General features: G+C 54.6%; 18 protein-coding genes. 7 read left to right on the top strand and 11 right to left on the bottom strand.

What is annotated here, in order from left to right; all coding sequences use genetic code 11:
- Positions 1 to 173 precede the first annotated feature (173 nt).
- The 3 genes from FPZ49_RS14990 to FPZ49_RS14980 all read right to left on the bottom strand — a co-directional run bounded on the left by FPZ49_RS14990 (position 174) and on the right by FPZ49_RS14980 (position 4,477).
- Complete coding sequence (locus FPZ49_RS14990; protein WP_144848033.1) at positions 174 to 1,094, bottom strand: methylenetetrahydrofolate reductase; 921 nt, start codon at positions 1,092 to 1,094, stop codon at positions 174 to 176.
- A gap of 45 nt (positions 1,095 to 1,139) precedes the next feature.
- A complete protein-coding gene (gene metE, locus FPZ49_RS14985) occupies positions 1,140 to 3,443 on the bottom strand; it encodes a 5-methyltetrahydropteroyltriglutamate--homocysteine S-methyltransferase (protein ID WP_144848031.1) in 2,304 nt (767 codons plus the stop codon).
- A 134-nt stretch (positions 3,444 to 3,577) separates the two neighbouring features.
- Positions 3,578 to 4,477, bottom strand: a complete 900-nt coding sequence (locus FPZ49_RS14980; RefSeq protein ID WP_144848029.1) for a LysR family transcriptional regulator — start codon at positions 4,475 to 4,477, stop codon at positions 3,578 to 3,580.
- Between the two features lie 190 nt (positions 4,478 to 4,667).
- On the opposite strand from FPZ49_RS14980, the gene FPZ49_RS14975 reads away from it, so the two are divergent.
- Positions 4,668 to 6,062 (top strand): MDR family MFS transporter, encoded by a 1,395-nt coding sequence (locus FPZ49_RS14975; protein ID WP_144848026.1) that lies wholly within the window; start codon positions 4,668 to 4,670, stop codon positions 6,060 to 6,062.
- Here FPZ49_RS14975 and FPZ49_RS14970 read toward each other — a convergent pair.
- The 4 genes from FPZ49_RS14970 to FPZ49_RS14955 form a co-directional block, all read right to left on the bottom strand.
- Entirely contained in the window at positions 6,059 to 8,719 is a 2,661-nt protein-coding gene (locus FPZ49_RS14970) for a DUF4832 domain-containing protein (protein ID WP_144848024.1), read from the bottom strand. The two genes, FPZ49_RS14975 and FPZ49_RS14970, sit on opposite strands and share 4 nt — an antisense overlap.
- A 198-nt stretch (positions 8,720 to 8,917) precedes the next feature.
- Entirely contained in the window at positions 8,918 to 9,742 is an 825-nt protein-coding gene (locus tag FPZ49_RS14965; RefSeq protein ID WP_144848022.1) for a carbohydrate ABC transporter permease, read from the bottom strand.
- On the bottom strand, positions 9,742 to 10,536 hold the full coding sequence (locus tag FPZ49_RS14960) for a carbohydrate ABC transporter permease (protein WP_144848020.1): 795 nt from the start codon (positions 10,534 to 10,536) through the stop codon (positions 9,742 to 9,744). The genes FPZ49_RS14965 and FPZ49_RS14960 overlap by 1 nt, the downstream gene beginning before the upstream one ends.
- A gap of 142 nt (positions 10,537 to 10,678) precedes the next feature.
- Positions 10,679 to 11,980, bottom strand: coding sequence for an ABC transporter substrate-binding protein (locus FPZ49_RS14955; RefSeq protein ID WP_144848018.1), 1,302 nt, complete (start codon positions 11,978 to 11,980; stop codon positions 10,679 to 10,681).
- A 192-nt stretch (positions 11,981 to 12,172) separates the two neighbouring features.
- Between FPZ49_RS14955 and FPZ49_RS14950 the strand changes: the two genes are divergently transcribed.
- On the top strand, positions 12,173 to 14,014 hold the full coding sequence (locus FPZ49_RS14950) for a cache domain-containing sensor histidine kinase (RefSeq protein ID WP_144848016.1): 1,842 nt from the start codon (positions 12,173 to 12,175) through the stop codon (positions 14,012 to 14,014).
- Positions 13,992 to 15,566: a response regulator transcription factor gene (locus FPZ49_RS14945; RefSeq protein WP_186445831.1), complete on the top strand. Its 1,575-nt coding sequence runs from the start codon at positions 13,992 to 13,994 to the stop codon at positions 15,564 to 15,566. The genes FPZ49_RS14950 and FPZ49_RS14945 overlap by 23 nt, the downstream gene beginning before the upstream one ends.
- 96 nt (positions 15,567 to 15,662) lie before the next feature.
- Here FPZ49_RS14945 and FPZ49_RS14940 read toward each other — a convergent pair whose 3' ends face one another.
- Genes FPZ49_RS14940 through FPZ49_RS14925 form a run of 4 tightly spaced genes read right to left on the bottom strand, consistent with a single transcriptional unit; the run spans position 15,663 to position 19,632 of the window.
- Entirely contained in the window at positions 15,663 to 16,685 is a 1,023-nt protein-coding gene (locus FPZ49_RS14940; RefSeq protein ID WP_261381419.1) for a zinc-dependent alcohol dehydrogenase, read from the bottom strand.
- Positions 16,686 to 16,706: 21 nt separating this feature from the next.
- Positions 16,707 to 17,612, bottom strand: coding sequence for a dihydrodipicolinate synthase family protein (locus tag FPZ49_RS14935; RefSeq protein WP_144848012.1), 906 nt, complete (start codon positions 17,610 to 17,612; stop codon positions 16,707 to 16,709).
- Positions 17,613 to 17,665: 53 nt separating this feature from the next.
- Positions 17,666 to 18,436, bottom strand: a complete 771-nt coding sequence (locus FPZ49_RS14930) for an SDR family NAD(P)-dependent oxidoreductase (protein WP_144848011.1) — start codon at positions 18,434 to 18,436, stop codon at positions 17,666 to 17,668.
- A 14-nt stretch (positions 18,437 to 18,450) separates the two neighbouring features.
- Complete coding sequence (locus tag FPZ49_RS14925) at positions 18,451 to 19,632, bottom strand: mandelate racemase/muconate lactonizing enzyme family protein (RefSeq protein ID WP_186445830.1); 1,182 nt, start codon at positions 19,630 to 19,632, stop codon at positions 18,451 to 18,453.
- Positions 19,633 to 19,803: 171 nt separating this feature from the next.
- Here FPZ49_RS14925 and FPZ49_RS14920 point away from each other — a divergent pair, with 171 nt between their 5' ends.
- The 4 genes from FPZ49_RS14920 to FPZ49_RS14905 are packed head-to-tail and all read left to right on the top strand — an operon-like array spanning position 19,804 to position 24,208.
- A complete protein-coding gene (locus FPZ49_RS14920) occupies positions 19,804 to 20,481 on the top strand; it encodes a GntR family transcriptional regulator (protein ID WP_144848007.1) in 678 nt (225 codons plus the stop codon).
- 3 nt (positions 20,482 to 20,484) lie between these two features.
- Complete coding sequence (locus FPZ49_RS14915; RefSeq protein ID WP_144848005.1) at positions 20,485 to 21,201, top strand: sulfite exporter TauE/SafE family protein; 717 nt, start codon at positions 20,485 to 20,487, stop codon at positions 21,199 to 21,201.
- A 23-nt stretch (positions 21,202 to 21,224) separates the two neighbouring features.
- The gene (locus FPZ49_RS14910; protein ID WP_144848003.1) at positions 21,225 to 22,808 is read left to right on the top strand and encodes a hypothetical protein; all 1,584 of its coding nucleotides are present in this window, start codon (positions 21,225 to 21,227) and stop codon (positions 22,806 to 22,808) included.
- Positions 22,805 to 24,208: a sulfatase gene (locus tag FPZ49_RS14905; protein ID WP_144848001.1), complete on the top strand. Its 1,404-nt coding sequence runs from the start codon at positions 22,805 to 22,807 to the stop codon at positions 24,206 to 24,208. The genes FPZ49_RS14910 and FPZ49_RS14905 overlap by 4 nt, the downstream gene beginning before the upstream one ends.
- Positions 24,209 to 24,218 lie beyond the last annotated feature (10 nt).

Genomic DNA, 24,218 nt, shown 5'->3' with positions numbered 1-24,218 from the left:
CGAATCATGTGCTCTCACCCGCTTTTTGTGATGACTCAATTATACGACAAAAAAGGTACAGCCTCTTCAACTTTCTTGAAGGGCAGTACCTTTTTCTAAGAGCTAGACTTTTTCAGTGGCCTCGGAAATTGCGGACCGTCTTTAATAGCTTTGGTGGCTTTGCAAGCTGGTAATCAGCTTCGCTTAAGATAGGCGTTAATATTTTTCACCAGCTGGATGGAGGCCTCGATTTCCACTTTTCGTGTCGAGACGCTTTCCACGCTGCAGCCGACCGGGATTCCTTTTTCCATGCCGAACTCGAACAGCTCTTCAAAAATATTTTGCGAGACACTAATGGATCGATCCAGGACGTCGCTGGAATATTTCAAATCGTTCTCGAGCCATCGCGGGATGCTGATCCCCAGCCACTTCATGAACTCCAGCGTTTTGAGCGAGCCGCACGGCGCCAGATTGAATAGGATCGGCACCATGTCCAGGCCATTCTCCTGACAGTAGTAATAATAGTCTGATAGGAAGTTTTTCGAGGCCTCAACATTATAGGTCGCCTGTGAGACGAAAAAGTCGCAGCCCTGCTGCATTTTGCTCACGACGCGGAGGTGCTCATCGACCTTGGTCATATGCCGCTCCGGAATGACTACGCCTCCGAAGCTCAATTGCGGATTGAGCCCCTTGCTCAGCTGATACGCATCCGGCAGCCGTAAAGACACCTGCTGCTGGCTGGAGGAAGCACCTACGAACACGGAAAACCGATCCTGCTCCGCATCCGCCTTGATCCAATCGGCCAGCTCCGCCTCGGAATATTTGCCGACGCAGCGATAAATGATTTTGGGCACGGCGAGCTGGTGCAAATATTCCTTGCTGTAGATGGCCGGATCCATCGTCTGCAAATACGGAAACGGACGTTCCACATCAATCCGATCCGCTTCGTCTTGAACATCGTACAGAATAAGGGCGTCAATATCGAGGCCGGTCAGCCGCTCGATTTGCTTTTGTGAAATTTCGGCCATTTTCTCCGGGGGATGGGTTTGCTTCGGCGGAGTCATGCCATAGGTGATAATACCTGCCTGTTTTGTTTTGATTTTGTCCTTGAGCATCTTTCATCGCACCTTCAACCAAGTAATCTCTCTTTGTATGTTATTCTACCACGACTTACCGTACTTCGCTCGGGCAATTCGCGTAGCCTCAACCATATGGCGCAGCGAGGCGATCGTTTCTTCCCTTCCTCGCGTTTTCAGCCCGCAGTCAGGGTTGATCCAGAACAGCTTCGGATCCAGCACACGCAAGGCCCGATCGATCATGCTGCCCATCTCCTCGACCCGCGGAACGCGTGGACTATGGATGTCGTATACGCCTAGTCCGATGCCCAGATGGTACGTATTTTGCTCGAAGCTGTGAATGAGCTCCCCATGGCTGCGCGACGTTTCAATCGAGATGACGTCTGCATCCATCGCTTCAATCGAATCGATCATGTCATGAAACTCGCAATAGCACATATGGGTGTGTATTTGCGTGGTGTCCTGCACCGTGCAGGTAGTCATGCGGAACGCATTGACCGCCCAGGCCAAGTAGTCCGCTTGCTCGGCTTCCTTCAGCGGCAGCCCTTCGCGAACCGCGGGCTCATCCACCTGGATCATGCCGATACCGGCCTGCTCCAGCGCCTCCACTTCCTGTCTCAGCGCATAAGCCAGCTGGTAAGCGATCTGCTCGCGCGGAAGGTCATCCCGAACGAACGACCAGTTCATGATCGTAATCGGTCCGGTCAGCATCCCTTTCACCGGACGTTGTGTCCGCGACTGAGCGTACTTCGTTTCTTCGACCGTCATCTCGCCGATGAACGCTACATCTCCATATATAATCGGCGGCTTCACGCAGCGGGAGCCATACGATTGCACCCAGCCGTTCTGCGTAAATGCAAAGCCCGCCAGCTTCTCTCCGAAAAATTCGACCATATCCGTCCGTTCAAACTCCCCGTGCACAAGCACGTCGAGCCCGATGTCCTCTTGCAGCTGGATCCAAAGATCGATTTGCTCCCGGATAAAATCGGCATACTGCTGCTGGCTCCATTCCCCTTTGCGCCACAGCTGACGAGCCTTGCGCACCTCGGCGGATTGCGGGAAGCTGCCGATCGTCGTGGTCGGGAACAGCGGCAGCTTCCACTGCTCCTGCTGCGCCGTATGCCGCTCGGCAAATGGGCGGCTCCGCTCCAGCGGCTGCTCACAAATCGCGGCTACCGCCTGCTGAATGTCGCCGCGGTTGCGCACGGCGGACTGCTGAAGCTGCTGCAGCTCCCGATCATTTTGCTCCAGCACGCTTGCAATCTCAGCCCCAGTCGTTCCAGCTGAATTCAGCGCCTTCGTCAAAAGCACCAGCTCATCCAGCTTCTCGTCGGCGAAGGCCAGCGCAGCACGCAGCTCTGTCGGAAGCTTCGTCTCCACCTCAGCGGTAACAGGCACATGCAGCAAGCTGCACGAAGATTGCACAAGGAGATGCTCCGGCGCAACCACTTCGGCGAGCTCCGCTAGCAGCGCTTGCTTCTCGCGCAGCGTTGCCTTCCAAATGCCGCGGCCGTCAATGACGCCTGCACCCAGCACCTTGTCCTCAGGGAAGCCGTGCGCTCTTAGCGACGCGATATTGCCGGCATAGCCGTGCACGAAATCAAGACCGATGCCCTGAACGGGCAAAGCCACCAGCTCACGGTAATGCTCGACCGATTCGAAGTATGTTTGCAGCATGATATTCAGCGTAGGCGCGGCTTCAGCAAGCGCTTCATAAATCTTTTTCAGCCGTTGCAAATCCTCGGCCCCCAGCTTCGTAACAAGAATCGGCTCGTCGATCTGCACCCACCGAACGCCTTCCCGCGCCAGCTCCTTGAGCACCTGCACATAGAGCGGCAGCAGCCGATCGAGCCATGCGTCGGTTTCCGACGATACATCGTAGCCCTTCGATAGCTTCAAGAAAGTGAGCGGCCCAAGGATCACTGGCTTCCCTTCGATGCCAAGCGCTTCCTTCGCTTCCCGGTAAGCGATCAAGGGCTTATTCTCCGTCAGCACGGGCGTCGCTCCATCTTCCAGCTCTGGCACAATATAATGGTAGTTCGTGTTGAACCACTTGGTCATTTCACTTGCTGCGGCTTCCTTCGTTCCGCGAGCCACACCGTAGTAGACGGACAACGGCACCACGCCGCCCTCATACGCGAAGCGCTTGGGAATCAGGCCGAACATGGCCGCCGTATCCAGTACATGATCGTAATAGCTGAAATCGCCCACCGGGATCAAGTCGATCCCCGCGGCTTGAAGCTTGCCCCAATGCTTCAAGCGAAGCTCCCGCAGCTGCTGCTGAAACGCCACTTCCTCCAGCTTACCCGACCAGAACGCCTCGAGCGCTTTTTTCCATTCTCTGTCGACACCAATTCGCGGATACCCTAACACGCTGCTTTTTACCATCTTGTAAACGCCCCCTGCACCTCAATTTTTGAACCATGCGGTTGTTTACAAGAAAGATATCACGGCGCGCTGGTTATAGCGTAACTCCTATAAACTATAATTAGCTATAGCCTCAGGCTATACCAACGGGCGAACTAGGTTATGGCCAGCTGAAGCGCCTCAACATAAGCTGCGCCAAGCTTGGAGAGCGCGATGCTGCGGTGGGAAATCCAGCCCACATGAATGATTTCATTGCAATCCAGAGGGACGGGTACAATCTCGTTGCCGTTCAAATCGCTGCTGAGCACACCGGTCGAAATCGTATAACCGTTCAGCCCGATCAATAAATTAAACAGCGTTGCCCGATCATTTACCCGAATGCTTTTTTTATGGGTCAGCGTGCTGAGGATCTCCTCGGAGAAATGAAACGAATTGTACTCCCCTTGATCGAAGGACAAATACGGATACGGCTCCAGCTGCTCAATGGTCACGATGGACTGCGAGGCTAGCGGATTTTTGCTGCTGATAAAAATATGCGGCTTCGCCTTAAATAAGCTGTGGAATTGCAGGTTTGCTTCCTTGAGCAATTTGTTAATGACCTTCTCGTTAAACTCGTTGAGATACAGAATTCCGATCTCGCTGCGCTGCCCTTTGACATCCTCGATAATTTCGTAGGTTTTGGTCTCGCGAAGGGCAAATTCGTATTCGTCTTGGCCATACTCCTGAATCAGGCTGACGAAGGCGTTCACGGCAAACGCATAATGCTGAGTGGACACGGAAAAATGATGCGGCGACGGCCTAACATTCAAATACCGGCTCTCCAACAGCTCCGCTTGCTCGACGACCTGACGTGCGTAGCTTAGAAATTCAACGCCTTCCTTCGAAAGCGAAATGCCTTTATTCGATCGCTCAAAAATCGTTATTTGCATCTCTTCTTCCAATTCCCGGATCGCATTGGACAAGCTCGGCTGTGAGATAAAAAGCCGCTTCGCCGCCTCGTTGATCGACCCTTGATTCGCCACCTCGATGATGTATTTTAACTGCTGCAGCGTCACTGAAGCTACCTCCTTAAAGCTATACCGGAAAGTGCGTAGTAAGTAATTTGTAAATCTATTATACATCGAAAAAAAGGGAGCTGCTTTTGCTTTATTTATCGTTTCAAAATACATCAAATACTTATTGACGGCCAGAGTTCCTTCAGCACATAATCAAATCTAGATCCCATTTTAAGGAAGAAGGGTACATATGACCAAAGCAACCAATCGGAAAGTGGTAACGCTGGGACTGCTGGCCTCCTTGTTCGTCGGAGCGCTTGATACGACCGTCGTCAGTACGGCGATGCCCAGCATTTCCGCTGAGCTCAGCGGGTTAAGCCTGATCAGCTGGGTGTTCTCCATCTATACGCTGACGACCTGTGTAGCCGCGCCGATTTTCGGCAAGCTGTCGGACTTGTTCGGCCGAAGAGCCGTGTTCACAGCCGGACTCATTTTATTCGTGCTGGGCTCGATTCTGTCCGGTGCATCGCAAACCATGCCACAGCTGATCTGGTTCCGCGCGCTGCAGGGGCTAGGAGCAGGAGCGCTGACTCCGGTGACCTTCACCATCATCGGAGATTTGTATCCCGGGGAGCAGCGGGCCAAAATGCAAGGCGTATTCGCCTCCGTCTGGTCGATCGCCGGACTGCTCGGGCCGCTGGTCGGCGGGTATTTCGTGGACCACATCTCCTGGCGCTGGATCTTCTACATGAATCTCCCGATCGGTATCGCCGCTTTTATCTGCGTCTTCGGATTTTTGCATGAACAATTCGTCAAGAAAGCAAAGCAGATCGATTTTACAGGTGCAGCCCTGTTCACTGTTGGTATAACATCTCTGCTGTATGCGCTCCTAAACGGCGGACACGCGCATGCTTGGAGCTCCTCCTTGATCTTGTCTTTGTTCGCCGTTTCCGTCGTCTTTATCCTGCTCTTCCTGTATACGGAAACCCGCGTGAAAGAACCGATGCTGCCGCTGTCCCTATTCCGCAACCGCATGCTGAACGTTCCCTATATGATCAACTTTTTTGGCTTTTGCGTGACCGCGGGGGTCATGATCTACATGCCGATGTGGATTCAAACCGTGTTGGGCCACAACGCGACCAGTTCCGGCTTCACCCTCGTTCCCATGACGATCGCCTGGCCGATTGCCTCGAACCTGACCGGACGCTATATGTTCCGTCTGGGCACCCGAGCGTTCGTCATCTCCGGCGCCGTCATCGTCGCGCTCGGCTCCTTATGGCTGGCCACGATCAATACCAGCTCGCCTTACATCTATATCATCGGCATCCTAATCGTGCTTGGCTTCGGCATGGGCTGCCTGACGACGCCTTCGATGGTGATCATCCAAAACGCCGTAGAGTGGCAGATGCGGGGAGTCGCCACCTCAACCAGCTCGTTCATGAACACGCTGGGGCAAACCGTCGGGGTCGCCTTCTTCGGCACGCTGTTTAACAGCGCCGTCACTAACAGCACCCCTGCGCAATTAGCCACAGGGATGCACTGGGTGTTTATCGCGATCTTTATCATTTCACTCCCGCTGCTCAGCGTGATCGGGCTGCTGCCTTCCCAGCGCAAAGCCGTTCAAACGAAGCAGCAGGCGAGTTAAGGCTGATAGTACCGGTAGTTCAGCTCATCAGCCACCACGGTTCCCGTCCCGTTATCTTGTGTTGCACGCAAAATGACGCCAACATGCACTTTCGCAGCATTAGGCGGGATTACGCCGCTAGAACGCACCGGGGTAAAGCCGGGAGTAACAGCCATCAGCGTCTGCGCAGCCGAGCTAATCCAGTTATTTTCAGCATCTGTAAAGTACAAATAATGCTCCAGCTTAGCATTGAACAGCTCCGTGATATGATAGCTTCCCTCAAAAATATATGAACGCCCGCCAACGACAGGAATCGTTTGGAAAAACTCCACAAAATGATCGGAGCCCAGCTTGGATAATCTCATCCTTTGGGCTCTTTTCCCTTGTACGACATCGGTGTCCGTGACCGCAAATTCACTGCCGTCCAAGCTCCACCCGTCGGCACCGCCATTCGTCCTAGTGTACGATTCAAAGCCCGCATTTTCAATTAAGTTTCGGCCATCCGTAACAAATGTAAACGGAGTCCCTACCGACCTCCGCCCATTCGAATCCACCGCCACGACCGCAAAGGTATGCTTCGTTTGTTCGGCCAAATTCGTGAATGCGTAGCTGGTCATATTCGTTGTCCCTACGCGAGCCTGATCGAGATACACTTCATAGTGGCTGATTTTTGAAGAGCTGAACGAAGGCGCCCAGGTTAGATCCACCCGCTTATCGGACATGTGCTGAACCTCATACCGGTTCGGAGAGGTTGGAGCATAGGCGGCCGAATTTGTAATTTGAAGCTGATCCAGCGCATACCACCCATCGCTTCGTCGGCCTTCAATTGCCAGCTGTACCGCAGGCTTGTTCGTCGACGGCTCAATAATGCCAACTAGCACCGTATATTGGCCCGGAGGCAAATCGCTCGGCACCTTAATCTCGCCCGTTTCCGCCTTTGTTCCCGGCAGCCACCTGCGAATATCGATGCTTGAAGCGGTCGTCCTAGAGGCATCCACAACGTTCCCGTTCGAGTCCGCTAGAGCAAATTCAACCTGCCAAGGAAAATAAAAGGGCGCCACACCCATGTTTTTCCAGCTGCTTTCCAATTTGACCGTGTCCCCAGCTTCGGCTTGCGGTGCATGCGTTACGGAGGCTAGGCCAAAATGATACCCCATCGTCTGCAGCAGCAGGTTGATGTTCGCTTGGGTATGCTCTGAAATGTCCTTGCCTTCCTTGAAGTACACGAGTGACGCGCCTAACAAAGAGGTATGGCTTTTCCGGATTTGACGAAGCAATTCCATCATGCGGCTATCCTGCAAATACTCCTTCATTGAAAACTCGTTGCTGAATTCGCCGCCCGAAAAGGCATATTTCCAAAAGTCAGGCATCGCCGATTCTTGCACCAAGGCAGCGGTATCTCGGCCGTCGGTCACATAGTTAGGCAGCACATTCCAGCCTTGCTGAATCCAGTCCAGCCAGCTATCGGTCGATACGGGATCTCCGAAAACATCGTTAAATAGCCCCATCCGCTGCTGCGCAGCAATGGGAAACGGTTTTCTCATGCCAAACATTTTATTATGGAAATACTTCAAGTAATGCCCCACATATTGATCTGATACGTCCAGACTGGGAAATTTCCTCGGCGAAAGGAAGGTGTGGAATTCTCCCCAATGGCCCAGGCTGCCAAGCTCGATAAAGCCGATTGTGGGGTCGTTGTCATACCTGGCCGCCAGCGCCTCAATCAGCCTTTCATGGGCGGCGATCATAATAGGGCTGCTGTAGTTCGGATCGAAGCCTTGCAACCCTTGAGCATACCACGTCCCTGCCTGATCCGCTCCCTCGGCCTGCACCAGCTCATCATACAGCCAATCGGGAATATCCATATGGCGGCCGGTTCGATCCGACGGATAATCCAGCACGATGCGCATGACAATTTTTTTCCCGCTGCGCTCCCAATAGCTGAAATTTCTAGATCGCTCAATGGCATCCCAATTATACTGCCCTTTGACCGGCTCCAGCTCTCTCCAGCTCAAACCAATGGAGACCATGCTAACAGGCTGTCCGTATGTTTTGTTGTAGCCCGAGCCGACCCACCCCATATACGGGTTAGCGAACACGCTGAAATCCTCTCGCGGATAAAAGGTGCCCTGCGGCTCATTGGACTGGACGATGGTGTTCATCGTCATCATTCCCAGCCCATCGGCAGGGTACGCCTGGCTCTTGCTGACAAACGATACCTTCATCTCTCCAGGCAGCGCTTTGCCTAGCATGTCCAAATAGACAATCATTCCAAGCGCATTCGGGAATACCTCCAGCCGTACAGGACCTACTTTCGACCAGCCAGCACTGCTCGAATATTTAAACAGCTGATGATCTTCCACTTTGTAATCGATCCCCGAGCTCGCCCAGGCCGGGCTGGCGTAGCCGGTTTGACTGTTGTTGTCGCTGTCGATATAGATGGCGTTCTGCGTATTTAAGTCCTGCCCCTCGAAGAGCACGTAGAGCTTTTTCCCGTCCGCGATCGAAAACAATTTGCTGCCATCGTCCGCCGTGTATGCATTCCCTTGGTAGGCCAAGGTAAAGTCCTCGCTGAGCGAATCGGTTTGAGCTTCATCCGCATAAGCGGCGGCCGAGCCCAGCAGTACCCCCCATCCTATCAGAATCCCTTGAACAATCCTTCTAAAGCTGCTGTGCATCGCTTCACCCTTACTCCTTCGTAGTCCCTATGCATTAATAGTACCAAAGTATCATGCCGTAAGGAACAGGATCGCGGGACAGAATTTGTAAACACTGTAACTGGACGAAAACGGCAAATGTACGGGATTTTTACCTCTCTTGCGCTCGAAAAAAGGAGCCATCCCAACGTACGGGACAGCCCCTCTCGCATTCCCCTATTACCCTTTCACAGCCCCTGCCGTCAGCCCGTCGATGAAAAACCGCTGCGCGGTCAGGAACAAAATCAGAATCGGCGCTGAGGCCGCCACAACCCAGGCAAAAATTTCGCCCCAATTCCCGCTGTAATCTCCGATCGCCGAGAAAATGCCGACCGTGATAGTCCGGGCCGCCCCTGTCCCTTGCAGCAAATACAGCGGCATTAAGAAGTCGTTCCAAATGTTCATGCCGACAAACACGATCAATGTCGCCGTACACGGAAGCAGCAGCGGGTACAGCACCTGCCAAAAAATCCGGAATTGCGAGGCCCCATCCATCACCGCCGACTCCTCCAGCTCCTGCGGGATCGTGGAAATGAACTTCATATTTAAAAAGATGGACACCGCCAGCCTCGCCCCAGCATAGTACAAAATCATGCCGTGCAGCTTCCCGATCAGGCCCATTTTGACAAACATATCCACCAGGGGAATGATCGTTACCTCATCGGGAATCATGATGCCCGTCATAAACAAGATGAGCAGAAAGGACGACCAGCGCGACTTGTTTCTGGCGATATAATAGCCGGCCATCGGCGCCAAAATCAGAATGAAGACGAGCGAGCTGCCGGTGATCGTGATCGAGTTCATATACATGCGCAGGATATCGTTCTGAGGATTAAACACGTGCTTGAAATTTTCAAGCGTAGGCACCGTAATGCGGAACGGCGTCCGGATAATGTCGCTCGGCAGCTTGACGGAATTGATGAGCACACTGTACAACGGCAGCAGGGTGATCAGGACGAAAACAAAAAGAAAGCCATGCTTGGCTGTGGACATCACCCGTCTCATTAGTACTCCACTTCTCTCTTCTTTAGAATCATGTGCTGAAGGATCGTCACCGCCAAAATCCCGAACAGCAGAATAAAGGAGATCGCCGAAGCGTAGCCGCTCTGATTGTAGCGGAAGGCGTCTTGGATGATCTTGATCGACAGCACCTTCGTGGCATTCACCGGTCCACCGTCCGTGAGTACCGCAACCAGATCGTACTGCTTCAAGCTGCTGATCGTGGACAAAATCACGCTGAGCGTCAGTCCCGGCATTAGGAGAGGATACGTGACAAACTTGAATTTTTGCCATGGGCTGCAGCCGTCGATCTCGGACGCTTCGTACAGCTCCTTCGGAATGGTCGTCAAGGCGGCGAGGATGATCACCATATGAAAGCCGGTGCTGCGCCAGATGTTGACGATGATGACGGAAAGCAAGGCCAGCTTGCTGTCGGTCAGCCACCCCGGATGCTGTGAGGTGATATGCAGCATGTTCAGCATGTAGTTAAACAGCCCGTCGTACGAATACATCGACCGCCAAATAAAGGCGACAGCGACGGGGCTGATGACGATCGGCATAAAAAATACGCTTCGGTAGAGGCCGGTCCAGGTGCTGGCTTTTCGCAATAAGACGGCAAACAGTACGGCAAAAATGTTAATGAAGACGACCGACACGAATACGAAAATGAGGCTCACGACGACCGATTGGCCGACGGATGGATCGTGGAACAGCGTCTTAAAATTTTTCAACCCGACGAATTTGGCATCGGCTTGGTAGCCGTTCCAATCGGTGAAGCTGTAATACAGCGCCTTCCCCATCGGGATGATATGGACGAAGCAGAAGGCGAGCAAAGCCGGGAGTACAAATAAAAAAGAAACCTTACGCGTAGTAATAGTCTCACCGCCTTCATGGATAGCCGGAAGAAGAAGGCTGCGGTAGCCCCCTCCTCCGGAAATAGCTTTATTTTTTCTGCGCGTTCTGCGCCTCTACCAGCTGTCTGAACTTGCTCTCCATCTGATCGAGCGCCTTCTTCACGTCTCCGCCGTAAGCAATCTCCTGGGCGGTGCTTCGGAACAGCTCCGTGGTGCCCGACGGGAACGACTCCACCTTCATAAACGACAATTTGGGCTTCAGCTTGGCGGACGAGTTATTCATATCGACGGACAGATAATTTTGCTCGTACGTAATCTGCTTTTTGGTCGTATTGGTCGCACTCATCGGGGCGATGATTTTCTTGTAAATGTCATCGGAGAACAGGAACTCGACTAGCTTCATCGATTCCTCCGGGTGCTTCGTCTTGGCGCTTACGCCTACGTCGTCACCGTACATGACCGGATACATGTCGGACGATTTCATCGCCGGCAGCGGGAACCAGCCTACCTTGAACGGCGCGCCTTGAGCATACAATGCCGCATTAAACTGGCCGTCGACCAGCATCGCCGCCGAGCCCTTGAAGAAGGCTTCCTGCTTCTGCGGCTCCGTGAATGACAGCGAACCATCTTGGTAGTAGCCAGCCTTCCACAGCTCTTGGAACCGTGTGGCGATCGCCGTAACCTCTGGGCCGTTAAATTTCATTTGGCCGGAAACGAGCTTTTGCGGATAGTCCGGGTCCAGCTCGTTGAGCATGATCGTCATGAGCGGGTTGTGCAGCATATATCCGGATACGCCCTGACCGGCCTCAATCAGCGGGTTGACGCCGTTGGCCTTCAAGGTTTGGCACAGCTTCAAGAATTCTTCCCACGTTTTGGGCGGGCTCAAATTGTACTTTTTGAAAATCTCCGTATTATAAAACATGTCGAGCATGATGTATTTGGCCGTCGGCAGCGTATACACTTTCCCGTTGCGCTTGTAGAGGGCGGTATCCTCGAACGCGGATGAAATTTTGTCCGGAATTTCCATAAAGACGCCATCCAGCAGCTTGATATCCTCGAGCCCTGCCAAGGTCACGTCCGGCATTTGCCCGGTGGCGTACAGCGTTTTAATGTAATCTCCCTTTTTGGCTACGTCGGGGTAGGACATGCCTTTGATTTTAATATTCGGGTTTTTCGTTTGGAAATCGTTCACGATCGAGTCCCAAAAAGCTTGCGGACGTTTGTTATCCATCTGGTACAGGAAGGTCAGCTCCACTTGTTTACTCGCACTGCCGCTAGAGCCGGTCGAGCTGGCCCCCTTATCCGTTGACCCGCTGCTGCCTGTACTGCAGCCCGCGAGCAAAACCGGCACCAGCATCCCGCTGACCATCGTCTTCACCCATGTTTTCAATTCCCGCTTCCCCCTCTATTTTGGAGTCATTGTAGCGCTTACATTTCTAATTTTACCTTTTTCACGCCCTGTCTCAAGACTAATAATCATACTTTTTCTACACCAATTATACCTGTTGAAGGCCTCTAGTTGCGTCCTGTACGCGTCTCCGGTAATATTTTAACCATACAGCTTGGTAAAGGGGATTGCAGGATGAACACCAACCTCTTCGGCTTCACCCAGTTTGTGAAAAATCGGCTCTTATTGAAGCTAGTCCTCGTATACTCTACCTTTATGCTGGTTCCGCTCCTGCTCACCATCTACATCATCACCGGGCATGTCAACGCCAAGATGATCGAGCTGGAAATCGGCAAGCAAGACGAATTGACCAATAAAATGAGCGCGTACCTGGAAGAAGAATACGCCAAAATTCGAAGCATCGTGTACTGGTTCTATAATTCGGAGGCCCCAACGACGGTGGACATGCTGATCAATTCCGCGAAAAATGACAGCGCTTTCCCACCCTATATCATCAAAAACCGCATTTCAAGCGAGCTGGATAAGGTTGTCTTATGGGATAAGGAAATTCTTGATATCATCTTGATTGATCGGAACAAGCAGGTGTTCAGCACCTCCAGGCGCTCCGTATCGGTCGGTTATGACTTTACCAATAAGGCGCCGTTATCCGGCCTGGAGACCTCGGACAAAACGATGTATAAGCGCCCCTATACCCACCCCGATTATATTCTCGCCGGTAATGTGCCCGTCATCTCCAATTCCGGCAATCTGTACGACCTGAACCATCTGCCGGACGACCGGTCCGTCGGGCAATTCATCATTAATCTCTCACTCGATGAAATCATGAAGCAATACCGCCAATTGGCCGGAACGAGCCGGGCGGCCATGTATGTGTTCGACGATGACGGCACGGTGCTGTTCAGCAGCGATACGCAGGCGCTTGGTTTGAAGTACCCTTTTTTAAATGAAACCGCGGATTTGAGCCTCGCCTCCCATGAGCTAAAGCTGAACGGGGAGCCGTATATTATCAATAAATCGGAGCTGAGCGAAAAAGGGCTGCATATGATCGTACAGACTCCGAAAACCCAGATCACCCGGGAAACAAATAGGCTGATTCGGCAAATTTTGTTCATCTTCTTCTGCGGCGTCTTTATTGTACTGCTGCTCACGCTGCTTTTCTCCACCAATATCGCCAGCCGCATCAAGCGACTGCTGACCGCCATGCGCAGCGTGGAGAAAGGCAGATTCGATACCCGCGTCGCCTTTGACAGCCGGGATGAGCTGGGACAGCTGGCCTCGGCCTTCAACCGGATGTGCCTTCGGCTGGAGGAGCATGTGGACATGGTGTACCTGGCGGAAATCAAGACGAAGAGCGCCGAGCTTTCTGCGCTGCAGTCGCGAATCAATCCGCACTTTTTGCTCAACACGATGGAGTCGATTCGGATGGTGGCCGTCCGGGAGCGCAAGCCCGAAATTGCCGACATGCTGTATACGCTGGGCAAGCTGTTCCGATGGAAAATCCGCTCTACAGATTTGATCGTCTCTGTGGAGGAGGAGCTTGAATATATTTCTTCGTATTTGTATTTGATGCAGTTTCGCTATCAAGATCAGCTGGCCGTCAGCATTCACATGGACGAGACGATGTATGAGCTCGGTATCCCTAAGCTGCTGCTGCAGCCCATTATCGAGAATGCCAGCGAGCACGGGCTGTTTCAGAAGGCGCAGCAAGCCCGGCTGTCGATTCGCGGCTACCGACGGGAGCAGGACGTGATCTTCGATATCATCGATAACGGCGTCGGGATGGATGCGGTGCAGCTGCAGGAGCTGACGGCCAACATGGAAGAAGCGGCTAAATCCTTATCGCAAGGGGACCAAATCGGTCTGAGCAACGTCCAGCAGCGGATCCGCCTGTTGTTCGGGAAGCCGTACGGTCTGACGATCGCCAGCCGGAAGGATCATTGGACCCGTGTCCGCGTTACGATCCCCGCTATTTCTTGGAAGGAGATGGATGCCCTTGTACAGGACTTTTATCGTTGACGACGAGCCTTCGATCCGCTCCGGCTTGAGGATGATTATTCCGTGGGAGGAATACGGGATCGAGATTTGCGGGGAGGCGGCTAACGGTGCGGATGCCTTGAAATTCATCGAAGAGCATCGGCCGGACCTGGTCATCTGCGATATTCGGATGCCGGTGATGGATGGGCTGGAGCTGATTCGCAGTGTCCATGAACGGGGCATGGGTACCCAATTTGTTGTTTTGAGCGGCTATGACGACTTTCGGTACGTCAAGGAAGCGATCAAATATCATGTGGAAAATTATTTGCTTAAGCCGGTCAATGTCGATGAGCTCAGACAGACCGTGCATCAGGTGACGAAGAAGCTGGAGTCCGAGCTGCTGCGTGAGCTCCGGGACACGGAAGGCCGGGAAAGCATCAAGAGCAATTTGCTCAACCGCGCCGTTCATCACCAGATCAGCTCCTATGAATTCAAAAGCAAGCTGGAGGTAGTTGATCCCCGTCTGCGATTGCTCGATAGTGAGCTGCGAGTCGCTGTGATTGATTTTTATAGTGAGGGACTCGGCGGGCATCGCAGTCTGCCTCCGGAAACGCTTCAAGCGATTCAGCGCATTTGTGCCACGAACCTGGACCCGGAGCTGGCGGTCAGCTTTATGGATTATACCGGCCGGGTGGTCGTTATATTTACGGTCCGGGATGGCACGCCAACGACGAAGCAAATCCAAAACTCGCTTCAAGCCATCTATGAGCTCTCTCCGGGAGGCTCCGGCGTCCATTGGCTTCTGACCGTCGGCAATACGGTGAACAGCTATAAGAACCTTCATGTTTCTTACCAAAATGCGCTCCATATTCAGCAGTACCATTTTTACTACCGTGAGGGCGATGTGATCTTTTATGAGGATATTATGGCGAAAAGGAACCCTGGGGGAGTATCGGTTACGGTAGATTACTTCTTCATCGAGGATGCTTTGAAGGGGGGCCGGAGGAGCGAGTTGACCGGCTATCTGGAGGCTTGCTTCGAACGGTTGTCGCTGAAGGACACGGATCCCGGCGCCATCTCCACGATGGTGATGGAGATCGTCATCTCCATGCTTCGAGTGCTGCGCGCGGCGGGCATCCCTCCGGCCGAAATCTTTGACGATCCCAATCGCCTGCTCAAGACCGTCCATGAGCTTCGCGATATGCAGAAATTGCAGCAGTGGCTGCATCAAAAGCTAAACGCCGCCCTGTCGGCGCTCGAGCTGCGGAGCAAAACCACCCTCAGCCGCGTTACCAAGGAGCTCGTCGCGTATATCGATCAGCATTATCACGAGGATTTGTCGCTGAAGACGCTATCGAGGGAGCTGCACTTTAACTCCGTTTATATGGGCAGGCTGTTCCGCAATGAAACGGGCGAAGTGTTCTCGGAGTATGTCAATCGCATCCGTATCGAGAAGTCGAAGCTTCATCTGCAGAGCCCGAGCAGCAAAATCAACGATGTCGCCAAAGCCGTCGGCTTCAGCAACGCGAATTATTATTGCGCGATCTTCAAGGAGCTGACGGGCATGACACCGACGGAGTTTCGGAATCAGTGAGGGCAGGCAGAGCTAGCGCCGGATCAGCACGAAGCTTGAGCTTCGTTAAATTTGGGTGATAGAGGAACAAAGTGTTCCTTTACCACCCCATTTGGACTACCCCTGAGTATCCAGCAAAATTTTCGCCGTTTTCCCCGGCCCGGTGATCAGCTTCTCGAAGCTGGGTCCTCCCTCTGCCAAAGGAGCAACGACCGTCCACGGCGCCAGCCGGTTTTTCCCTTCGCTGATCCACTGCAAGGCTAACGCAAAGTCTTGCGGCGCATAGGCGAAGGCGCCCTGCATGCTGATTTCGCTGCGCACCGCCAGATTGATCGGCAGCTTGCTGTCCGCTTCGTGCAGGCCGGTAAAAATCACTTTGCCGCCCGGCTTTACGGCGGTCACGCATCCGGTGCGGGTGGCTTCCGCCCCCACCGCATCCACAGCGGCATCGAAGCCTTCGGCCAGATGCGCAGCCTTCCAGGCGTCGACGGCGCCCTCGACCGCGATCCCGCCAAGCTCCTCCGCGATGTCCAGCCGCTCCCGATTAAGATCGGAGATGACGACATCCTGCAGACCGAAGGCTTGCGCAGCTAGAAGTACGAACAAGCCGATCGGACCCGCCCCGGCGATAAACAAACGATCTCCGGACGACAGCTGGAGCAGCCGGCACACATGAACGGCGCAGGCGAGCGGCTCGACCAGCGCCCCTTCATCCATGCTGACATGCTCCGGCAGGCGATACAGGTTCTTGGCCGGGACGCTCACGAAGCCGGCAAAAGCACCCGGCCGATGGGCGCCGATCAGCTGCCGCTCCAGGCACAGCTGGTCTCTCCCGGACTGGCAGTACGCGCAATGCCCGCAGGTGATCAGGGGATTGACCGTGACGCGATCCCCTTCCTTCACGGACGTCACCCGACTCCCCAGCTTGCGCACAACGCCGGAAAATTCGTGCCCCATCACCAAGGGAGGCTTGCGCAGAGAATTATGGCCCAAGTACCCTCCTAGCTCGGACCCGCAAATGCCCGCACGCCGAACCTCGATCAGAGCCTCCTGTTCCCCAGGCTCGGGGACCGGCAGCTCCCGCAGGTTCATGATTCGCGGTCCTTCATATACTAGCGCTCTCATCGAATTAGCCGTCATCTTAGCTCTCCCGCTCCTTTACTAAACTGAGATTAGACCCGCTCTCTGTGCCACCTTCAGCAGCTGATTGAGCTGCCAGTCGCTGGCAAAAGAAGGCTTGGGCTGCCGAACCGCATGGCCTGCAATGACCCCTCGAGCGACCAGAATCTCTTTCCACACGCAGCGGTTGGCCACATCCTTCTCATAGGCCGCCAATCGCGAAAACGGGGTGAAATAGGCCACTGCTTCTTCCTCTCGCCCCTCCTGTACCATATCCCACGTTTTGCGGAACACCTCCGGCATGTAGCAGGCCGGCATCGTGCCCGTGCAGCCGGACTCGATCTCCTCCGGCATAAAGCATCCGCTGTTGCCGCCAAAAATGCCGAGAAACGGCTGATTCTCCACCTGCAGCAGCTGCTTTGTCTTAAAGTTGATATTGCCCGCTTCCATTTTCATGTAGCGCACACGAGGGTATTTTCTAGCCAGATCGACGAGAAAGGATACCGGCATTTGAATATCGCTCAGCACATGATCCTGCACGACGATCGGTATTTGCACCGCATCGTTCAGCAGGCCGAAATAACGGGAGATCTCATCCAGCCCCGCGCGCCATCTCCCGAAGAACGGCGGCATCGACATCACTGCTGCGGCTCCGTGCGCCTCGGCAAATTGAGCGAGCTCTGCGGATACTTTGGCGGAAGGATGATTGACGGTGACGATGACTGGCACTCTTCCGTCGATTTGCCGCAAGCAAAACGCGATCAAATCGCGCTTTTCCTGATCGGATAACAAATGTCCTTCCGAAGCGTTGGCACAAAGCACAAGACCGTGCACCCCGCCCTTGATACAAAATTCGATCAATTGCTGCTGGCTCTCGTAGTCGATCTCATCGTTGTCATGGAAGCATGTCGCCAAAATGGGGAATACACCTGCTAATAGGTTCGCCATGATGAATCGTCACTCCTTCAAATGCAGAGATGGGTCTAGCTACAAGCTACAAGCTATGTCCACTTGCTGGTCAAGGAAAGTCCCCCGTCCATCACTACGACACTGCCGGTCATATTCGCGTTCCGCGGATCGCACAGATGGGCGACCTGCCAGGCCACCTCCTCAGGCCGGATCCATGTGCCTACCGGGATTTTCGCCTCAATCTGCTCCGGCGTCATGGCCTGCAAATTTTTCGCGGACAGCCCTGCGTTCACAGCGCCCGGAGCCACTTCGCCCACGGTGATCCCGTGACCGGCCAGCTCCATCGCCATCACCTGACCGAGCATGCGCAGCGCGGCTTTGGAGGCACAGTACGCGGGAATCGCCTTATTGGGCCGATGGGCGGCCCAGCTGCCGACCAGCACGATTTTTCCTGGGAGTCCGTTTTGAATTAGCAATTGCGCGGCGGACCGGCACATCGACAACGCGCCGCCCACATTGACAGCAAACTCGTTGTCCCACTGCTCATTCGTTATGTCCAAGAACGAGGCTCGGGTTACGATGCCCGCATTGGAGATGATCAGCGACGGGATGCCCAGCCCGGCTTCGGAAGCGGTTTCATGAATCCAACTCGCAACCGCCGAGGCATCGCGAATATCCATCTGCGTGTACATGGCGCTGACATCATAGCCACGAAGCTGCTCCAAAAATCCGCCCGCCTGATCCGGAGGCAGCACATCGCCAAGCGAGACGTTAGCGCCATCCGCCGCCAGCTCAAGAGCAATCGCCCGGCCAATATCGCCCAGCCCCCCGCTAATGATCGCCGTTTGCCCTTTCAAGTTCATGTCAGCCTGCCTCCCTACTCGACGCAGCGCTGAAGCGCTTCTTCATCGATCTCGATTCCGAGTCCGGGCAGATCGGGCACCTTAAGCATGCCGTCTGCGACCGTCCATGGAGTACGTTGAAACCGGTTCGCCATCTCCAGCATGACGGGATTCATCTCCAGCCACAGCAGATTCGGAGTGGCAGTCGCTACATGAGCGGAGGCCGCGACATAGACGCATTGGCCAATCGCCATATGCAGCGCCGCCGGGATGTTGAACGTTTCGGCCAGCGTCACAATCTTCTTCCCCTCCGAAATCCCCGTTCGCCCGATATCCGGCTGAATGACATCCAGCGCCCGCTCCTTCAAATACGGCAAAAACTGATACCGCGTCCGCTCCGTTTCCCCTTGGGCGACGGCAAGCTTCAACGCTTGGGTCAGCTGAGCATGCCCCTGCACATCCTCCATCACGGTAGGCGCCTCCAACAGCGCCACATCCAGCTTCTCCAAGGCGGCCCCCAGCCGAAGCGCGTCATGGACGTTGTACATCCACAAAGCATCCGCCATCAAGGTGATGTCGTCGCCAACCGCCTCACGAATCGCTTTCATCACGGCGATGTCTTCACGCAGCCCTTTGCCTATGTAAACTTTTATCGCCTTATAGCCCTTGCTAACCGCCTCTTGCGCCGAGGCCGCCTTCTCACTGGCCGTGGTGCCGGAGACTCCCGAATGGTAGAGCGGAATACCTTCCCGAAAAGCGCCCCCGAGCAGCCGATACACCGGCTGGCCGTAATGCTTGCCTGCAATATCCCACAGTGCAGTATCGACGGCGCCGATCGCGTCCATCATAAAGCTGCCACGGTGTCCTCTGCCGCGCAGGGAATTGTACATCTGAAACCACAAGACCTCGATTCCGAGCGGATCCTGATCCAGCAAAATCGGTGACAGCACCTGCCTCACCAGCGCTTGCGGCGCTTCGGGACCTACGGGCACCTGAGCTTCACCCCAGCCGACGATTCCGGTGTCGGTGGTGATTTTGACCATCAAGCTTTCCACCTTCTTCGAGTACAAGGAGGAATACTCCTTGGTCCAGCCATAATCCGAAGCCGCTCCGCCCGCCATCTGCACGAACGTCCCCGGCGTACCTGCGGTTCCGCTGAAGCTTTGCAGCTCTCGGCTGACTTTTACAACCTTCGCTTCAATACCGGTGATCTTCAAAAGCAACGCACCCTCTTTTACGAAAAAGTAAAAGCATAGTTTTCGATTGAAATCATGCATCATGCATGATATATTATCACTGTAAGTCGCCTTCCTGAATTTGTCAATTGAATTTATATTACCTCTCAACTGAACAACTGAACATCCGAACATGTAGGAGTGAACCTTTCCATGGAAAAGATGGACCTGCAGATTGCAACGGAACGAAGCATTAGCCAGAAGGTAGCGGAGACGCTGCGGAAGGCGATTTTTCGCGGTGATCTCAAGCTGGGTGAGCGCCTCGTAGAAGCCAATGTCGCCAAAACGCTGAACGTGAGCATCACACCGGTCCGGCAAGCCTTCAGCCAGTTAGCCACGGAGGGATTGATTCATGTCATCCCTTACAAGGGCACCAACGTAATTCAAATTACCGAAACCTTCATCGAAGAGGTCTACAGCATCCGGATTTCACTGGAGCTGATGGCGGTGGAGCTGGCTTTTCCCCGATTGACGCCTGCGGATTGCGATAAGCTGGAGGTCTACGCTAAAAATATGGATAATCTCACCCAGGCCGGCAAGTTCGAAGAGGTAGCGGAAATTGACATCCAATTCCATGGCCTGTTCTATGAACGCAGTGAGCACGCCCTGCTGCTGGAAATCTGGAACAATCTCCAATCGCGAATCCAGCTATTCCAAAGCTACGGCCGAATTCATACCCATCCGGTTAACAAAGGCGTGGTAGAGAACCGGCATCTCAAAATCGTGCAGGCCATCCGGCAAGGCGATCTCCCGCGGCTCCTGCAGACCATGAAAGAGCACATTGAAGCAGGCAAGCTCATGGTGCTGAATCATTACAACCGGCTGGTCTGACCGATGGCATCGCTCACCTTCCTGCTCCTCATCATCCTGTTGTCCTCCGCGCTGCAGACCAGTACGGGCTTCGGCTTCTCCATCATGACCGTGCCCTTTCTCCTCTTCATCTATGACGCGCATGAAGCCGTTGTCATCAACACTGTACTCTCATGCCTGCTGTCCCTGTTCATGTTTTACCGAATCCGAACCGAGATGGACACCGCCCTTCTTAAGCGGCTCCTCACCGGAAGCTTCATCGGCATGCCTGCCGGACTTCTTGTTTATCAGTACCTGCCTGTCGAAACTTTAAAGCTCGGCGTGGGCATCTGCATTCTTTTATTCACCGTCTTACTTTTGCTGCATTTTCAGGTGAAGCCCTCCCCGCTCAAGGATCGAATCGTCGGGGGGATCTCAGGCTTTCTCTCGACCGCCATCGGCATTCCCGGCCCTCCGTTGCTGGCTTATTTTTCCGGAATGTCCATCGACAAAACAGCGCTGCGCAGCACCACCCTGGCTTATTACATTTCCATCTATACCGTTAGCGCGATTTTTCAGCTTAGCCTCAGCCGTCCGCCGGCTTCCGTCTGGACGTCGATCGGCCTGTCGATCCCCCTTGTCGCTGCCGGCATCCTGCTCGGACAATGGTTGTTCAAGCACATCCAGCAGCAGCTGTTCCGCCGCATTTGCTTGGTTATTCTCTGCTTTACTGGAATTCAGCTCTTATACTCGTCTTTATAACTTATTATTGGAGGCTGATGTTCATGAAAAAGGGTTCGTTTACCGCGCAGGAGCTGCAAGAAACTCGGGAGCCGTTAAGACCCGGGAAGCCGGGCTCGGAAGAAGCGCCGTTCTGGAACAAGTTCGCCAAACGCTTCGTTTATGCTCCGGCTTTTGACCTTCCGCTTGTTCCGGGGGCTGCCGCGTACCGGTTTACCGTCGATGCGGAGGATGGGATCACGCGCAGCTTTGAAGCGGACGTTCCTTGGGCGGCTCTAACACCCATCTGGAACGACATCCCGCAGGGGCTGGCCACCGTCAAGGTGGAAGGCATAGATCGTGGCACCGGCGAAGTTGTCGGTACCTCCGGCGAGCTGCCTATCTACCGGGCCCCTATCTTTAATGGCCCTTACAATGAACCTCCGCCCATCTCCTATACCGAAGCCGGCATGACCGGCCTCCGTGCGCTGTTTCATCATCCGCGGTTTCAGATCTGGCTGACCGAGGGCAAGCCGCATCCGGAGATGTTCCTGAACTGCTTTGCCTCCAAGGAAATCGGCGCCTCGATCCGCGGCATGGCGGCTTTCTCCAAGCTCGCGACAGAAACCCCGCAGGAAGCCAGCGATGCATTGACTATCGCCCGGCGAATGGCTGATTTCTTGATCGCCCATGCCGCGCCTGAAGGCAGTCCGTTCGAGCATTTCACACCGGTCTACTGGGTGAACCCGGAGAACGCCATCGACGACTGGCACTTCCGAGTCGCCCAAACGAACATCGATCAGATGATGCTCAGCGAGCCGGTTCGAGCCGGGTTCGGCTTCCTCGACCTGTATGATGTGACGCAGGAGGAGAAGTACATGCAAGCAGCGCTGCGCATGGCGCGCACGTATGCCCGCATCCGGCGTGAAGACGGCACGTGGCCGCTCGTCGTCAATCGGCATACCGGAGAAGAGCTGAAACCGAAGCCGGTCATCCCGACGTGGATCTTATTTTTCTTCGAGCGGCTAAAAAAGCAGTATCAAATTACGGAATTCGGATCCATCGCCGAGCAAATCGGGCAGTGGCTCGTCGAGCATCCGGTGCGCGGCTTCCATTGGGATGCCCAGTTCGAAGACGTGCAGATCAAGGTGCCCTATCGAAAAATGGCTTACGAGCAAGCGGCGGACACGGCTTTTTACCTTTTATCCAATGCTGAGGGGCAGGAAGAACGGATTCGGATCGCGGAGGAGCTGCTTCGTTTTGTCGAGGATCAATTCATCGTCTGGGAAAAACCGACCGAAGCCTGGAAAACCCTTGGCTTCCCTGGAGGGCCGACCAAATACTCGCAGTATGCAGTCGATACCTGGCTAACGCCGGCGGTCATCGAGCAGTTCGGCTTTGTTCTTGTTGCCCGCGCCACAGCGGTGGTCATGCGGGTGTACGCGAAAGCGCACGAGGTCACCGGTAAGCCGATCTACCTGGCCAAAGCCCGCTCGCTGGCCAATACGCTGGTGCTCACGCAGCAATTTCATGGCGGCACCGAAATCCCGAGCTTTCCGATGACCTCCAAGCAGATTGTGTGGACTAATAACAGTGTGTATACCGCGTTATTTTTACTCGAGCTAGGGGAAGGAGCCGGGGCACAGTGAAACAGCCGAACATTCTGCTCATTTTGATCGACGATATGGGCTGGAAGGATCTGAGCTGCTACGGCAGCGACTTTTATGAAACGCCGAACCTGGACCGGCTGGCCCAGGAGGGGATTCGGTTTACGGATGCGTATGCCGCCTGCCCCGTCTGCTCTCCTACCCGCGCCAGTATGCTGACCGGCAAATACCCGGCGTCGATCGGCGTTACGGATTGGATCGATCACGGTGGCACGATTCATCCGGCTCGTGGAAAACTCATCGATGTGCCTTACCTGAAGTACCTTCCGCTTCATGAGCGTACGGTTGCATCCTATCTAAGAGAGGGTGGCTACAACACCTGGCATGTGGGAAAATGGCATCTGGGCGGGGAAGCGTACTACCCGGAGAAGCATGGCCTTGATGTAAATATCGGAGGCTGCCAATGGGGCATGCCGTATAATGGATATTTCAGTCCCTACGGGATCCCGACGCTGGACGATGGACCGGAGGGCGAATACTTGACGGATCGGCTGACCGATGAAGCGATTCGATTGATCGGGCAAAAGGATGACCGGCCGTTTTTTCTGAACCTGTGGCATTATGCGGTACATACGCCGATTCAAGCGAAGACCGGGGATATCGAGCGATTTGCTCAGAAGGCGCAGGCGATGGGTCTGGATCAGATCGACCCCTTCGAGATCGGCGAGAGCTTCCCCATGGAGCACAAAAAGCATCTGAACGTGACACGCCGACGGCTGCAGTCCGATCCTGTGTATGCGGCCATGGTGTACAATCTGGACTGGAACATCGGCCGCTTGCTGCAAGCGCTGGAAGCCGCCGGGGAGGCGGACCATACGCTCATCGTCTTCACCTCGGACAATGGGGGGCTGGCCACCTCCGAAGGCTCGCCGACCTGCAATGCCCCCTTGAGCGAGGGCAAGGGCTGGATGTACGAGGGCGGCGTCCGCGAGCCGCTGATTATTCGCTGGCCGGGCGTGATCGACGCAGGCCGCGTCTCTTCCGAGCCGGTCACGACGCCGGACATTGCGCCCACGCTGCTGGAGGCCGCAGGGCTGGGGCTTGCTGGCGCTCCCGTCGACGGCGTCAGCCTGATGCCTGTGCTTCGCGGCGAAGCCGATTCCGATGTCGCCCTGAAGCGCGAGGCGATCTACTGGCACTATCCGCACTACGGGAACCAAGGCGGTACCCCCGGCTCCTCCATGCGCATGGGGGATTATAAGCTGATTGAATTTTTCGAAACGGGTGCGCTGGAGCTGTACGATCTTCGCAACGATATAGAGGAGCAGCGGAATCTGGTGCTCGAGGAGCGCGACCTTGCTATGCGAATGCACCGCATGCTCATCGCCTGGAGGGAATCCGTGGAAGCGAAGATTCCTCTGGCGAATGCTGCGTGGAGCTAGCTGGCTCATT

The sequence above is a fragment of the Paenibacillus cremeus genome, assembly GCF_007786445.1.
Taxonomy (GTDB): Bacteria; Bacillota; Bacilli; order Paenibacillales; family NBRC-103111; genus Paenibacillus_G; species Paenibacillus_G cremeus.
This window is presented reverse-complemented; position numbering and strand designations above follow the sequence as displayed.

Coding starts and splice junctions, on each gene's coding strand:
- FPZ49_RS14990 (WP_144848033.1), bottom strand. CDS start 1,094: ATGCTCAAGGACAAAATCAAAACAAAACAGGCAGGTATTATCACCTAT.
- metE (WP_144848031.1), bottom strand. CDS start 3,443: ATGGTAAAAAGCAGCGTGTTAGGGTATCCGCGAATTGGTGTCGACAGA.
- FPZ49_RS14975 (WP_144848026.1), top strand. CDS start 4,668: ATGACCAAAGCAACCAATCGGAAAGTGGTAACGCTGGGACTGCTGGCC.
- FPZ49_RS14970 (WP_144848024.1), bottom strand. CDS start 8,719: ATGCACAGCAGCTTTAGAAGGATTGTTCAAGGGATTCTGATAGGATGG.
- FPZ49_RS14965 (WP_144848022.1), bottom strand. CDS start 9,742: ATGAGACGGGTGATGTCCACAGCCAAGCATGGCTTTCTTTTTGTTTTC.
- FPZ49_RS14960 (WP_144848020.1), bottom strand. CDS start 10,536: ATGGGGAAGGCGCTGTATTACAGCTTCACCGATTGGAACGGCTACCAA.
- FPZ49_RS14950 (WP_144848016.1), top strand. CDS start 12,173: ATGAACACCAACCTCTTCGGCTTCACCCAGTTTGTGAAAAATCGGCTC.
- FPZ49_RS14940 (WP_261381419.1), bottom strand. CDS start 16,685: ATGACGGCTAATTCGATGAGAGCGCTAGTATATGAAGGACCGCGAATC.
- FPZ49_RS14935 (WP_144848012.1), bottom strand. CDS start 17,612: ATGGCGAACCTATTAGCAGGTGTATTCCCCATTTTGGCGACATGCTTC.
- FPZ49_RS14930 (WP_144848011.1), bottom strand. CDS start 18,436: ATGAACTTGAAAGGGCAAACGGCGATCATTAGCGGGGGGCTGGGCGAT.
- FPZ49_RS14920 (WP_144848007.1), top strand. CDS start 19,804: ATGGAAAAGATGGACCTGCAGATTGCAACGGAACGAAGCATTAGCCAG.
- FPZ49_RS14915 (WP_144848005.1), top strand. CDS start 20,485: ATGGCATCGCTCACCTTCCTGCTCCTCATCATCCTGTTGTCCTCCGCG.
- FPZ49_RS14910 (WP_144848003.1), top strand. CDS start 21,225: ATGAAAAAGGGTTCGTTTACCGCGCAGGAGCTGCAAGAAACTCGGGAG.